The organism is Streptomyces sp. 1222.5, from assembly GCF_900105245.1.
In the GTDB taxonomy this organism is placed as follows: Bacteria; Actinomycetota; Actinomycetes; order Streptomycetales; family Streptomycetaceae; genus Streptomyces; species Streptomyces albidocamelliae.
Genome location: NZ_FNSZ01000001.1, coordinates 3,026,480 through 3,038,836, shown reverse-complemented (window position 1 = coordinate 3,038,836; position 12,357 = coordinate 3,026,480). Strand labels below are relative to the sequence as shown.

General features: G+C 71.4%; 14 protein-coding genes. 9 read left to right on the top strand and 5 right to left on the bottom strand.

The window, feature by feature from the left end:
- Window positions 1-6: 6 nt before the first annotated feature.
- The 4 genes from BLW57_RS13525 (at window position 7) to BLW57_RS13510 (ending at window position 3,446) form a co-directional block, all read left to right on the top strand.
- A complete protein-coding gene (locus tag BLW57_RS13525) occupies window positions 7-924 on the top strand; it encodes a F0F1 ATP synthase subunit gamma (protein WP_093474673.1) in 918 nt (305 codons plus the stop codon).
- The gene (atpD, locus tag BLW57_RS13520; RefSeq protein WP_093474671.1) at window positions 924-2,360 is read left to right on the top strand and encodes a F0F1 ATP synthase subunit beta; all 1,437 of its coding nucleotides are present in this window, start codon (window positions 924-926) and stop codon (window positions 2,358-2,360) included. Before BLW57_RS13525 ends, atpD begins: the two co-directional genes overlap by 1 nt.
- Window positions 2,361-2,470: 110 nt before the next feature.
- On the top strand, window positions 2,471-2,845 hold the full coding sequence (locus tag BLW57_RS13515) for a F0F1 ATP synthase subunit epsilon (RefSeq protein ID WP_030610105.1): 375 nt from the start codon (window positions 2,471-2,473) through the stop codon (window positions 2,843-2,845).
- Between the two features lie 154 nt (window positions 2,846-2,999).
- Window positions 3,000-3,446 (top strand): DUF2550 domain-containing protein, encoded by a 447-nt coding sequence (locus BLW57_RS13510; protein WP_093474670.1) that lies wholly within the window; start codon window positions 3,000-3,002, stop codon window positions 3,444-3,446.
- 63 nt (window positions 3,447-3,509) lie between these two features.
- On the opposite strand, the gene BLW57_RS13505 is transcribed toward BLW57_RS13510, so the two are convergent.
- From BLW57_RS13505 to BLW57_RS13495, 3 genes are all read right to left on the bottom strand, one after another.
- Complete coding sequence (locus BLW57_RS13505; RefSeq protein ID WP_093474668.1) at window positions 3,510-5,330, bottom strand: glycoside hydrolase family 18 chitinase; 1,821 nt, start codon at window positions 5,328-5,330, stop codon at window positions 3,510-3,512.
- Between the two features lie 125 nt (window positions 5,331-5,455).
- A complete protein-coding gene (locus tag BLW57_RS13500; protein ID WP_093474667.1) occupies window positions 5,456-6,097 on the bottom strand; it encodes a response regulator in 642 nt (213 codons plus the stop codon).
- Entirely contained in the window at window positions 6,094-7,266 is a 1,173-nt protein-coding gene (locus BLW57_RS13495; protein ID WP_093474665.1) for a sensor histidine kinase, read from the bottom strand. Before BLW57_RS13495 ends, BLW57_RS13500 begins: the two co-directional genes overlap by 4 nt.
- A 151-nt stretch (window positions 7,267-7,417) precedes the next feature.
- Here BLW57_RS13495 and BLW57_RS13490 point away from each other — a divergent pair, with 151 nt between their 5' ends.
- Genes BLW57_RS13490 through BLW57_RS13470 form a run of 5 tightly spaced genes read left to right on the top strand, consistent with a single transcriptional unit; the run spans window position 7,418 to window position 10,884 of the window.
- Window positions 7,418-7,993, top strand: a complete 576-nt coding sequence (locus BLW57_RS13490) for a hypothetical protein (RefSeq protein ID WP_093474664.1) — start codon at window positions 7,418-7,420, stop codon at window positions 7,991-7,993.
- A gap of 59 nt (window positions 7,994-8,052) precedes the next feature.
- Window positions 8,053-8,757: a response regulator transcription factor gene (locus BLW57_RS13485; protein ID WP_093474662.1), complete on the top strand. Its 705-nt coding sequence runs from the start codon at window positions 8,053-8,055 to the stop codon at window positions 8,755-8,757.
- Window positions 8,754-10,217 carry a sensor histidine kinase gene (locus tag BLW57_RS13480; protein ID WP_093474661.1) on the top strand — a complete coding sequence of 488 codons (1,464 nt, stop codon included), beginning with the start codon at window positions 8,754-8,756 and terminating at the stop codon, window positions 10,215-10,217. The genes BLW57_RS13485 and BLW57_RS13480 overlap by 4 nt, the downstream gene beginning before the upstream one ends.
- Window positions 10,218-10,273: 56 nt before the next feature.
- Window positions 10,274-10,675, top strand: coding sequence for a hypothetical protein (locus BLW57_RS13475; RefSeq protein WP_256339473.1), 402 nt, complete (start codon window positions 10,274-10,276; stop codon window positions 10,673-10,675).
- On the top strand, window positions 10,675-10,884 hold the full coding sequence (locus BLW57_RS13470; RefSeq protein ID WP_093474659.1) for a hypothetical protein: 210 nt from the start codon (window positions 10,675-10,677) through the stop codon (window positions 10,882-10,884). Before BLW57_RS13475 ends, BLW57_RS13470 begins: the two co-directional genes overlap by 1 nt.
- A 121-nt stretch (window positions 10,885-11,005) precedes the next feature.
- On the opposite strand, the gene BLW57_RS13465 is transcribed toward BLW57_RS13470, so the two are convergent.
- Complete coding sequence (locus tag BLW57_RS13465) at window positions 11,006-11,578, bottom strand: cob(I)yrinic acid a,c-diamide adenosyltransferase (protein WP_073889597.1); 573 nt, start codon at window positions 11,576-11,578, stop codon at window positions 11,006-11,008.
- Window positions 11,579-11,591: 13 nt separating this feature from the next.
- Window positions 11,592-12,341, bottom strand: coding sequence for an ABC transporter permease (locus BLW57_RS13460; RefSeq protein ID WP_093474658.1), 750 nt, complete (start codon window positions 12,339-12,341; stop codon window positions 11,592-11,594).
- Between the last annotated feature and the right edge of the window lie 16 nt (window positions 12,342-12,357).

Here is a 12,357-nt window from a genome sequence, read left to right as displayed (position 1 = left end):
TGACTCATGGGAGCCCAGCTCCGGGTCTACAAGCGTCGCATCCGATCCGTCACCGCGACCAAGAAGATCACCAAGGCGATGGAGATGATCGCCGCCTCGCGCGTCGTCAAGGCGCAGCGCAAGGTGGCGGCCTCCACGCCGTACGCGCAGGAACTGACCCGCGCGGTCACGGCGGTCGGTACGGGTTCGAACACCAAGCACCCGCTCACCACGGAGGTGGAGAACCCGGCCCGCGCCGCGGTGCTGCTCCTCACGAGCGACCGCGGTCTGGCCGGCGCCTTCAACTCCAACGCCATCAAGGCGGCGGAGCAGCTGACCGAGCGCCTGGAGCGCGAGGGCAAGCAGGTCGACACGTACATCGTCGGCCGGCGCGGTGTCGCCCACTACAACTTCCGTGAGCGCAAGATCACGGAGTCGTGGAGCGGCTTCACCGACGAGCCGTCGTACGCGGACGCCAAGAAGGTCGCGGCGCCCCTGATCGAGGCCATCGAGAAGGACACGGCCGAGGGCGGCGTGGACGAGCTCCACTTCGTCTTCACCGAGTTCGTCTCGATGATGACGCAGACGGCGCTCGACGCCCGGCTGCTGCCGCTGCGACTCGAAGAGGTCGCGGAAGAGGCCACGCCCAAGGGCGAGATCCTTCCGCTGTTCGACTTCGAGCCGTCGGCGGAGGACGTCCTCGACGCCCTGCTGCCGCGCTACGTGGAGAGCCGCATCTACAACGCGCTGCTCCAGTCGGCCGCTTCGAAGCACGCCGCCACGCGGCGCGCGATGAAGTCGGCCACCGACAACGCGGGTGAGCTGATCAACACGCTCTCCCGTCTTGCCAACGCGGCCCGCCAGGCCGAAATCACCCAGGAAATCAGCGAGATCGTCGGTGGCGCCAGCGCCCTGGCCGACGCGACCGCGGGGAGTGACCGATAATGACCACCACTGTTGAGACCGCGACGGCTACGGGCCGCGTCGCCCGGGTCATCGGCCCGGTCGTCGACGTGGAGTTCCCCGTCGACGCGATGCCGGAAATCTACAACGCCCTTCACGTCGAGGTGGCCGACCCGGCCAACGCCGGCGAGAAGAAGACGCTGACCCTGGAGGTCGCCCAGCACCTGGGTGACGGCCTGGTCCGCACCATCTCCATGCAGCCCACCGACGGTCTGGTCCGCCAGGCCGCGGTCACCGACACCGGCAACTCCATCACGGTGCCCGTCGGTGACTTCACCAAGGGCAAGGTGTTCAACACCCTCGGTGAGGTGCTGAACGTCGACGAGCAGTACACCGGTGAGCGCTGGGGCATCCACCGCAAGGCGCCGAACTTCGACGAGCTCGAGTCGAAGACCGAGATGTTCGAGACCGGTGTCAAGGTCATCGACCTGCTGACCCCGTACGTCAAGGGCGGCAAGATCGGTCTGTTCGGTGGTGCCGGCGTCGGCAAGACGGTGCTCATCCAGGAGATGATCTACCGCGTCGCCAACAACCACGACGGTGTCTCCGTGTTCGCCGGTGTCGGTGAGCGCACCCGTGAGGGCAACGACCTCATCGAGGAGATGTCGGACTCGGGCGTCATCGACAAGACCGCCCTGGTCTTCGGCCAGATGGACGAGCCCCCGGGCACCCGTCTGCGCGTCGCGCTGGCCGGCCTCACCATGGCCGAGTACTTCCGTGACGTCCAGAAGCAGGACGTGCTGTTCTTCATCGACAACATCTTCCGCTTCACGCAGGCCGGTTCCGAGGTCTCCACGCTGCTCGGCCGTATGCCGTCCGCCGTGGGTTACCAGCCGAACCTGGCCGACGAGATGGGCCTCCTCCAGGAGCGCATCACCTCGACCCGTGGTCACTCGATCACCTCGATGCAGGCGATCTACGTCCCCGCGGACGACCTGACCGACCCGGCCCCGGCCACCACCTTCGCCCACCTCGACGCGACGACGGTTCTCTCCCGTCCGATCTCCGAGAAGGGCATCTACCCGGCCGTGGACCCGCTGGACTCCACGTCCCGGATCCTGGACCCGCGTTACATCGCGGCGGATCACTACAACGCGGCCATGCGCGTGAAGACGATCCTCCAGAAGTACAAGGACCTCCAGGACATCATCGCGATCCTCGGTATCGACGAGCTGGGCGAGGAGGACAAGCTCGTCGTCCACCGTGCCCGTCGTGTGGAGCGCTTCCTGTCCCAGAACACCCACGTCGCCAAGCAGTTCACCGGCGTGGACGGGTCGGACGTGCCGCTCGACGAGTCGATCGCCGCGTTCAACGCGATCTGCGACGGTGAGTACGACCACTTCCCCGAGCAGGCGTTCTTCATGTGCGGTGGCCTCGAGGACCTCAAGGCCAACGCCAAGGAGCTGGGCGTCTCCTGAGCCCCGTGCTCGTCCGAGGGGGCGGGCGCGTCCCGCCCCCTCTGCCACGCCTACTAGAATTGACCCCAACACCCGGCACTACCGCCGGGTGGTGACCCGAGGAGCCAACCTTGGCTGCTGAGCTGCACGTCGAGCTGGTCGCCGCCGACCGCCAGGTCTGGTCCGGCGAGGCCACCCTGGTCGTCGCGCGCACCACGTCCGGCGACATCGGCGTCATGCCCGGTCACCAGCCGCTGCTCGGTGTGCTGGAGTCGGGCCCGGTGACCATCCGTACGAGTGAAGGTGGAACGGTCGTCGCCGCGGTGCACGGCGGTTTCATCTCGTTCGCCGACAACAAGCTGTCGCTGCTGGCCGAGATCGCCGAGCTGTCGGACGAGATCGATGTCCAGCGCACGGAGCGAGAGCTGGAGCGTGCGAAGGCGGAGGGCGATGCCGCCGCCGAGCGACGCGCGGACGTCCGACTTCGTGCGGCGACCGCGCGCTGACCCAGCCGCGCTGTACGTTGACGTCACTCAGCCGCGGCCGGCCCGGAGCAATCCGGTGCCGGTCGCGGCTGAGGCAGATGTGGGTGTTTTTTCCGTTTCATTACTCAGTAACAAGAGCAGTGCTGCTGCCTGGGAGACGAGGAGGTCGGTGCCGATGGTCCTCGCTCTGACTGTGTGCGGGATCGTGGTCGCGCTCGTGCTGGCGGGACTGTTCTTCTTCGGGCTGCGCCGCAGGCTGATCCAGCGTTCCGGCGGGACCTTCGACTGTTCCCTGCGCTGGGACGTGGCCGAGAAACCGGACGCCGGCGGCAAGGGCTGGAGCTACGGCGTCGCCCGCTACAACGGCGACCGCATCGAGTGGTACCGCGTCTTCTCCTACGCCTTCCGGCCGCGCCGCACGCTGGAGCGGGCGCAGATCGAGGTGGCCGGCCGCCGGCTGCCCGAGGGCGAGGAGGAGCTGGCTCTGCTCTCCGACGCGGTGGTCCTCGCATGCACCCACCGGGGCACGCGGCTCGAACTCGCCATGAGCGACGACGCGCTGACCGGGTTTCTCGCGTGGCTGGAAGCAGCCCCGCCCGGACAGCGGGTGAATGTGGCGTAGTCACATTCACCCTCCCCCGGACGAAGTCCGGGGGAGGGTGACGGTGCTCGGTGCTGTTCGCTCTTACAGGTTGCTGTTGATGGCGCTCACCAGTTCGCCGTTGCCGGTGTCGCCGCTGAACTCCCAGAAGAACGCGCCGCCGAGGCCCTGGCCCTTCGCCCAGGCCATCTTGGTGGCGATGGTGGCGGGGGTGTCGTACGACCACCAGTTGCTGCCGCAGTGCGCGTACGCCGTGCCGGCGACGGTGCCGGTGGCCGGGCAGGACGACTTCAGGACCTTGTAGTCCTCGATGCCCTGCTCGTAGGTGCCGGCCGCCGGGCCCGTGGCCGTGCCGCCCGGCGCGTCCTGGGTGACGCCGGTCCAGCCGCGGCCGTAGAAGCCGATGCCGATGAGCAGCTTCTTCGCCGGAACACCGGACGACTTGAACTTGGCCATCGCGTCGGCGGTGGTGAAGCCCGCCTTCGGGATGCCCGAGTACGAGGTGAGCGGGGAGTGCGGGGCGGTCGGGCCCTTCGCGTCCCAGGCGCCGAAGAAGTCGTACGTCATCACGTTGTACCAGTCGACGTACTGGGCGGCACCGGCGTAGTCGGCGGCCTCGATCTTGCCGCCGGCGGAGCCGTCGGCGGTGGTCGCGGCCGTGACCAGGGCGCTGGAGCCGAACTTGGCGCGCAGCGCGCCCATCAGGTTCTTGAAGGCGGCCGCGCCGCTGGTGTCACAGCTCAGGCCGCAGGCGTTCGGGTACTCCCAGTCGATGTCGATGCCGTCGAAGACATCGGCCCAGCGGGGGTCTTTCACCAGGTTGTAGCAGGACTGCGCGAAGGCCGCCGGGTTGGCCGCGGCCTGGCCGAAGCCGCCGGACCAGGTCCAGCCGCCGAACGACCACAGCACCTTGATGTTCGGGTACTTGGCCTTCAGCTGGCGCAGCTGGTTGAAGTTGCCGCGCAGCGGCTGGTCCCAGGTGTCGGCCACGCCGCTCACCGACTGGTCGGCGGTGAACGCCTTGTCGTAGTCGGCGTAGGAGTCGCCGATGGCGCACTGGCCGTTGGTGACGTTGCCGAAGGCGTAGTTGATGTGAGTGATCTTGGCTGCGGAACCGGACGTCACCAGGTTCTTGACGTTGTAGTTGCGGCCGTAGATGCCCCACTCGGTGAAGTAGCCGAGCTTGACCTTGTCGCCGGTGGGCGGGGGAGTGGTGCCGCCGCCGGTGGTGTGCACCTTGACCGCGCCGCTGACCGGACCGGTCTGGTCGGCGGTGTCGCGGGCCCGCACGGTGTACGAGTAGTCGGTGCCGGCGGTCAGGCCGGTGTCCGTGTACGACGTGGTGGTGACCGTGGCGACCTTGGCGCCGTCGCGCAGCACGTCGTAGTTCTTGACGCCCTTGTCGTCGGTGGCCGCGCCCCAGGCGAGTTTCACCGAGGTGTCGGTGACGGAGGAGGCGGTCGGGGTGCCGGGGGCGGAGGGCGAGGCGTCACCCGGAACGGTGGTGCCGTCGCAGCTGTCGCCGTTCAGCTTGCAGTTGGACGGGGAGCCGGAGCCCGCGCCGTTGAAGCCGAAGGAGACGGAGGCACCGGGGGCGAGGGTGCCGTTGTAGGACTTGTTCTTCGCGGTCCAGTGGGTGCCGGAGCTGGTGACGTCCGCGTCCCAGGCGGAGGTGACGGACGTACCGGAGGGGAAGTCCCACTCGACGGTCCAGGAACTGATGCTGCTGCTGCCGGTGTTCTTGATGGTCCACTGACCGCCGAAACCGGTTCCCCAGTCGCTGGACTTGGTGTAGGTGGCGGTGGCGTTCGTCGCGGCCTGGGCGGGGCTCGCGAGACCGACCAGGCCGGCCAGGGGGAGCAACAGGGTCGCGAACCCTGCCGCGGCTCTGTGTCTGAAGCGCATGCTGCGCCTCCCTCTTCATCGGGGATGTCAGGGGCATGACTGAGCCTTCACGCCCACGGTGCTGCGAGAGTAGAAAGGTCTGGACCACGGGTCAATAGGTCTGGACCAGTTGCCGTGAGGCGGGGTCAGACACCCAACTCCCGCGCGAGCACCGCCGCTTGGACCCGGCTGCGCAGCTCCAGCTTGGCCAGCAGACGGCTGACGTGCGTCTTCACCGTGCCCTCGGCCATCCGCAGGCGCTCGGCGATCTCGGCGTTGGACAACCCCTCGCCGACGCACGACAGCACCTCCCGCTCGCGCCGGGTCAGAGCCTCCAGCACGGCCGGATCCGCCTTCGTCCCCCGCACCGGCCCCGCGGCGAACTCGGCGATCAGCCGCCGGGTCACCGTCGGCGCGACGACCCCCTCCCCACGGGCCACCGTCCGCACCGCCTCCAGCAGATCCCCCGCCTCGGTGTTCTTCAGCAGGAACCCGGCCGCCCCCGCCCGCAGCGCCCCGAACACGTACTCGTCGTGGTCGAAGGTGGTCAGCACCAGGACGTCCGCGAGCCGTTCGGCGACGATCTGCCGGGTGGCGGAGACCCCGTCCAGACGGGGCATCTGCACATCCATCAGGACCAGGTCCGGCCCGGTCTCCCGGGCCAGTTCGACCGCCCGCAGCCCGTCCTCCGCCTCGCCGACCACGTCGATGTCCGGGGCGCTGCGCAGGATCAGGACGAGCCCGGCGCGGACGGCGGACTGGTCCTCGGCGACCACGACACGGATCATGCGGGCTCTCCTTCGCTGAGCGGCAGCGTGGCGTACACGGTCCACAGCGCGTCCCCGGGTCCGGCTTCGAAGGTGCCGCCCAGCAGCGCGACCCGCTCCCGCATGCCGGCCAGACCGGCGCCCGAGCCGGGCGCGCGAGGGGTGTCGCCGGGCCGGTAGGGGCTTGTCACCCTGATGCCGAGCGTCCCGTCCGCCTGCCGGAGGACGATGCGCACGCACCCCCGCGTCGCGTGTTTCATGGCGTTCGTCAGGGACTCCTGCACGATCCGGTAGGCGGCCAGGCCGACCGGCGTGGGCACCGTGCCGTGACCGGCGTCGAGGGTGACGTCCAGACCGTTCGCGCGGGCACCGTCCACGAGCGCGTCCAGACCGTCGAGCGTCGGCGACGCGGCGGGCTCCAGGTCGCCGGAGCCGTCGCGCAGGATGCCGATCAGCCGGCGCATCTCGGCCAGCCCCGCCACGCTGTTCTCCCGGATGACGGCCAGGGCGTCCCCGGAGGTCCGCGGATCGCCGATGGAGAGCGCCGCCGTCGAGTGGATGGCGATGGCGGACAGGTGGTTGGCGACCATGTCGTGCAACTCCCGGGCCATCCGCGCCCGTTCCGCGGTGACCGCCTGCGTGCGGTCCATCTCGGCCAGCAGCGCGGTCTGTTCGGCGCGCAGCCGGGCGGCCTCGGCCGCGTCGCGGTGGTTGCGGACGAGCGCGCCGGTGGCGGCGGGGCCGAACGCGACCACCCCGACGCCCACTCCGATCAGCAGCGCCTGCGGATCACGCCAGAGCGCGGCCGGCACGACCCCGCCGAGCACCGTCAGCATCCCCGTGACCCACGGGATGCGACGGGCGGCGGCCGGTGTGCCGTACAGGACGGCGGCGTACATCAGGTCGGTGTACAGCACGATGGTGACGACGCTGCCGAGCGTCACCGTGTCCAGCACCAGGGCGGCGGTGCCGATCAGCAGACCGAGACGGGGCCGGCCGCGGCGCAGCGGCTCGCACGCGGCCGTCACCGCCAGCGGCACCAGCGGGGCCCACGGGGCGTGCCACAGCACGAGCGGGTCCGTGCCCAGGCGCGGATGGATACCGAGCGCCCACAGCAGCCCCCCGCCGAGCAGCCCGCCCACGGCGATGCGCCAGTCGTCGCGGTGGGGGTGGGGGAGTGCGAGGCGCATGCCCCCATCCAACACGGCCCCCGCACGCCCCGCCTGCTCCCCGGGAAGGGTCCCTGACTGCGACTTTCGTTTACGGCGGTCTCGTCGGCGGTGACGACGATCCGCGCCCCGGCCCACGGGAGCCTTGAGGGGTGGACGAAGGGAGCGAGCCGTGCTCGTCGGATTGATCATCGCCTGTGAGGTGGCGTTCTGGGTGCTGCTGGCGGCCGGACTTCTCTTCCGGTACGGCCTGCGGATGCCCCGCACCGGTCTCGCACTGCTGCTGTGCGAACCCCTGCTGGAGGTGGTGCTGTTCGCGGTCACCGCCGTCGACCTCAGGAACGGTGCGGAACCCGACTGGCGGCACGGCCTCGCCGCCGTCTACATCGGCTTCACCGTGGGCCTCGGCCACTCCACCGTCAAGTGGGCCGACGCGCGGGTGGCCCACCTTTTCGCCGGCGGCCCGCCGCCCGTGCGGCCGCCGAAGTACGGCACGGCCCGCGCCGTCCACGAGTGGAAGGTCGCGGGCCGCTGGATCCTGGCGTGCGCGGTCGCCCTCGCGCTGCTCGAGGCGGCCGTCCGGTACGTCGGCGGCGACGGCGACACGGGTTCGCTGCGGGCCTGGCAGACGCGGATGCTCTGGGTGATCGGCATCAACCTGGTCGTCGCCGCGAGCTACACCCTGTTCCCCGGACGCCGGCCGGAGCACGGCCCGGAGCGGGACCCGGAACCGGCCGAGCACCGCTGACGTTCGCCGCCGCCCGCACAGCCTCGGGCCGTACCCTGACCGGGCGTCGAGGAGGGTGCATGGCTGACACGACAGGCTCCGGCACGGTCCTGGTCGTCGACGACGACGCGGCGATCCGCCGTTCACTGGAGCGCGGGCTGAGGCTGAACGGCTTCGCGGTCAGGACCGCCGCCGACGGGGCCGAGGCGCTCCACGCGATCCGGGACGCGCCGCCCGACGTCCTCGTGCTCGACGTGTCGATGCCCGGCCTGAGCGGCATCGAGGTGTGCACACGGCTCCGCGACGAGGGGCGCGACCTGCCGGTGCTCATGCTCTCCGCGCTCGACGAGACCGCCGACCGGATAGCCGGGCTGCAGGCGGGCGGCGACGACTACCTCGTCAAGCCCTTCGCCCTGCGGGAACTGGTGCTGCGGCTGCACGCCCTGCTGCGCCGGCGGCCGCCGGCCGGCCGGGAGCCGCTGCGGGTCGCGGGCCTGGTGATCGACCCGGCGGCCCGCACCGCCGACCGGGACGGCCGCCCGCTGGAGCTGACCCGCCGTGAGTTCGAACTGCTGGCGGTGCTCGCCCGCAACGCGGGCCTCGTCCTCAGTCGGGACCAGCTGCTGGAACGGGTGTGGGGTTACGACTTCGACGTGCGCACCGACGCCGTCGACACCTTCGTCAGCTACCTGCGGCGCAAACTGGAGGCGGACGGGCGCGGCCGGCTGATCCACACGGTCCGCGGGGTCGGCTTCGTGCTCCGCGCGGAGCGGGGCGCCCGGTGAGGCTCTCCACCCGCATCGGCCTCGCCGTCGGCTGCACCGTCCCGCTGCTGGTCCTGGCCTCCGGCTGGCTGCTGCTGCAGCTGGTCGCCCGCGATCTGCACCGCGCCGAGGACCAGCACCTGCGGCAACGCGCCACGGCCCTCGCCCCGGACGCCCGGGCCCTGCTGCGGGCCACCGCCAACGGCCGCCCCAGGGCAGCCGACACCAGGGAACGGCAGCTGTTCAGCGCCGCTCTCGACGTCGGGGTCCGCGTCACCGGAGCGGGCACGGACGTCAGCGGCGGACCCCGGCCGGGGCCGTCGGTGACCCTGCCCCCCCGCGCCGCCGGACCGGTCACCGTCCGCGACGGCGCCCGTAGGTGGCGCGCCCTGTCCCGGTCCGTCCGCTCCTCCGGCGCCGCCGGCACCCTGTGGGTCTTCGCACCCGACACCGCCGACCGGGCCCAGGTACGGCTCGTGCGGCGGCGGGTGCTGCTGACCGCCCTGCTCGCCGCGCCCCTGTCCGGCCTGCTCGCCTGGGGTGTGGCCGGTGGAGTGAGCGCACCCCTGCGCCGGCTGACCCGCCGTACCGCCGGCCTCGACCCGCGCACCAGCGGCGCCCGGCTCGACCACCGGCCGACCGGGGTGAGGGAGGTCGACGAACTGGCGGCCACCGTACGGACCGTCCTCGCCCGCTACGACGAACAGGCCGCCCGCACGGCCGAGGCCCTGGACACCGCCCGCTCCTTCTCCTCGGCCGCCGCGCACGAACTGCGCACCCCGCTGACGAGCATGGGCACCAACCTGGACATCCTCGCCGGGCACCCCGGCCTGCCCGCACCCGAGCGGGCCGAGGTCGTCACCGACCTGCGCCGCGAACACGCACGGCTGCAGGGCCTCCTGGTGATGCTGCGCGAGCTGGGGCGCGGTGACCTGGTGGAGGCGGAGGCGTTCCGCGCCGTCGATCTGTCGGACCTGGCCGAGGCCGCCGTCGCCGAGGCCCGTCGTGGGGCCCCGGACGCCGACGTACGGCTGGACGCCCCGGCCGGGATCACCGTGCACGGCTGGCCGCCCGGTCTGCGGATGCTGCTGGACAACCTGGTCGGCAACGCGCTGGCCCACGGCCGCGACGAGCGGGGGCGGGCGCTGGTACGGGTGGGGGTGCGCGGGCTGCCGGACCATGTGTCGATCACCGTGGACGATCACGGGCCAGGGGTTCCTCCGGACGCCCGCGGACGCGTCTTCGAGCGGTTCCTGCGCGGCCCGGACAGCACCGGTTCCGGACTCGGTCTCACGCTCGTCGCCCAGCAGGCCGCCCTGCACCGGGGGAGCGTCACCGTCGTCGACGGACCGGACGGGGTGGGAGCCCGCTTCGAGGTGCGGCTGCCCCCGGACGGCGGCGGGCTGCCGGGCCGCCGTGACTGGCTGATCGGCACGGCCTGGGCGGACCGGTCACAGAGTTTCCCCAAAGACCGTCCCTAGCCTCCGTCGCGACGGACGGCCGGCCCCGGCCGTCCAGGACGTGAACGGAGAGGCAGATGGACATGCGACGAGGGACGCGCACGCTGCTCGCCGGGCTCGCCGTGACGGCCGTGCTGGGTACGGCGGGAGTGGCGTCCGCCGCAGGCGGCACGCACGCTGCCGGGCCTGCCGGCGACGGCGCGAAGGCGCTGTGCAAGCGGGCGCCGAAGGTCGACCGGCGCATCGAACGGGCCCTGCGGCGACTGGACGCGGGAGCGGGCACCCGCGGCTCCGTGGCCCGGCTCGAGAAGCGCGTGGACAACGCGAAGAAGGCCGGGCACACCGAGATCGCGACCTACCTGCAGAACCGGCTGACCTTCCGCAAGTCGCTGGGCACCACGTTGCGGCAGCGGCAGAAGGATCTGGCCGCGGTCAGGACGTGGTGCCGCGGCAACGACGACGGGAAGGCGGCGGGCTGATGCGGGCCCGGCGGCGACTGCCCGCCGTCACGACGGCGGTCCTGCTCGTGACGCTCACGGCGGGCTGTACCCACAAGGACGGTGCGTCCCCGGACCCGACGCCCACCGGCGCGCCCTCGGGCTACGCGGACATGAAGAAGAAGGTCGACGCGGCCGAGTCCGCGGCGGCCGCCGCCGACCGGGACGCGACGAGCACCGCGGACCGCTGAACCCGGGCCCACCCGCGTACGGACCGACGGCCGTGCCGGGGAGTCGCCCCCGGCACGGCCCACCCCGGACGAAGCCCTGTGGCGCCCGGTGCGGCCCGGGCCTACCGCCCGTCGGGCCGTTTCAGCGTTCGCCGCCCGGGACCCACAGCACGTCGCCGAGTTCGCCGTTGGCCGCGCGGGCCAGGATGAACAGGAGGTCGGAGAGGCGGTTGAGGTAGGTCGCGGTCAGCGGGTTCATGGTGTCGCCGTGGGCCTCCATCGCCGCCCAGGTGGCGCGCTCGGCCCGGCGGACCACCGTGCACGCCTGGTGCAGCAGGGCCGCGCCCGGCGTGCCGCCTGGCAGGATGAAGGACCGCAGCTTCTCCAGCCGCTCGTTGAAGCGGTCGCAGTCCGCCTCCAGCTTGTCGATGTAGAACTGCTCCACCCGCAGCGGCGGGAACTCCGGGTTCTCCACTACCGGCGTGGACAGATCCGCGCCCACGTCGAACAGGTCGTTCTGGACGCGGGTGAGGACCGCGACGACCTCCTCGTCGAGGCCGCCCAGCGCGATCGCGGTGCCGATCACCGCGTTGGCCTCGTTGGCGTCCGCGTACGCCGAGATCCTGAGGTCCGTCTTGGGCACCCGGCTCATGTCGCCGAGGTTGGTGGTGCCCTTGTCGCCGGTCCTGGTGTAGATGCGCGTCAGATTGACCATGTGACCAGCGTAGTTACGCCCCGGCCGTCCGGAACACCCGTGTGCCCACCGTCACTGCGGCTGCCGCGAACCCGACCGCGACCAGGACGCCGTACAGCATGTGCGCGCTCGTGTAGTGCCCGGTGTACGCGTCGCGCACCGCGTCGACCAGATAGCGGAACGGCACGAAGTGCGAGAGCACGTCCAGCCAGGCCGGCGCGAGCGTCATCGGGAGCATCAGGCCGGACAGCAGCATCGACGGCATCGACACCGCGTTGATCAGCGGGCCGAACTCCTGCGGGGTGCGGACCGTCATCCCCAGCGCGTACGACAGCGAGGCCAGCGCGAGCGTGAGCAGCGCGACGAAGGCGAAGCCGATCAGGATGCCCGCGAGCGGCGCGCGCAGGCCCATCACCAGCGCGGCCAGCACCAGCAGCACCGCCTGGAGCACGAAGACGGAGGCGTCGCGCAGCACCCGGCCGAGGAGCAGGGCGAGACGGCTGACCGGGGTCACCCGCATCCTCTCCACAACCCCCTGGCCGTTCTCGATGATCACCGTGAACCCCGCGAACAGGGCGCCGAAGAGACCGAGTTGGAGCAGCAGGCCGGGTACGAGCACCTGCCAGGAGCTGCCCTCGCCGCCCAACGGCAGGCCCGTGAGCAGCGGTCCGAAGAAGAGCAGGTACAGCAGCGGCGTCAGCAGGCCGAAGAGCAGGGCGAAACGGGAGCGCAGGGACTGGCGGACGTACCGGCCGTAGATGAGGGCCGTGTCGTGGAGGAGCATTCCGGGGTCCTGTCCG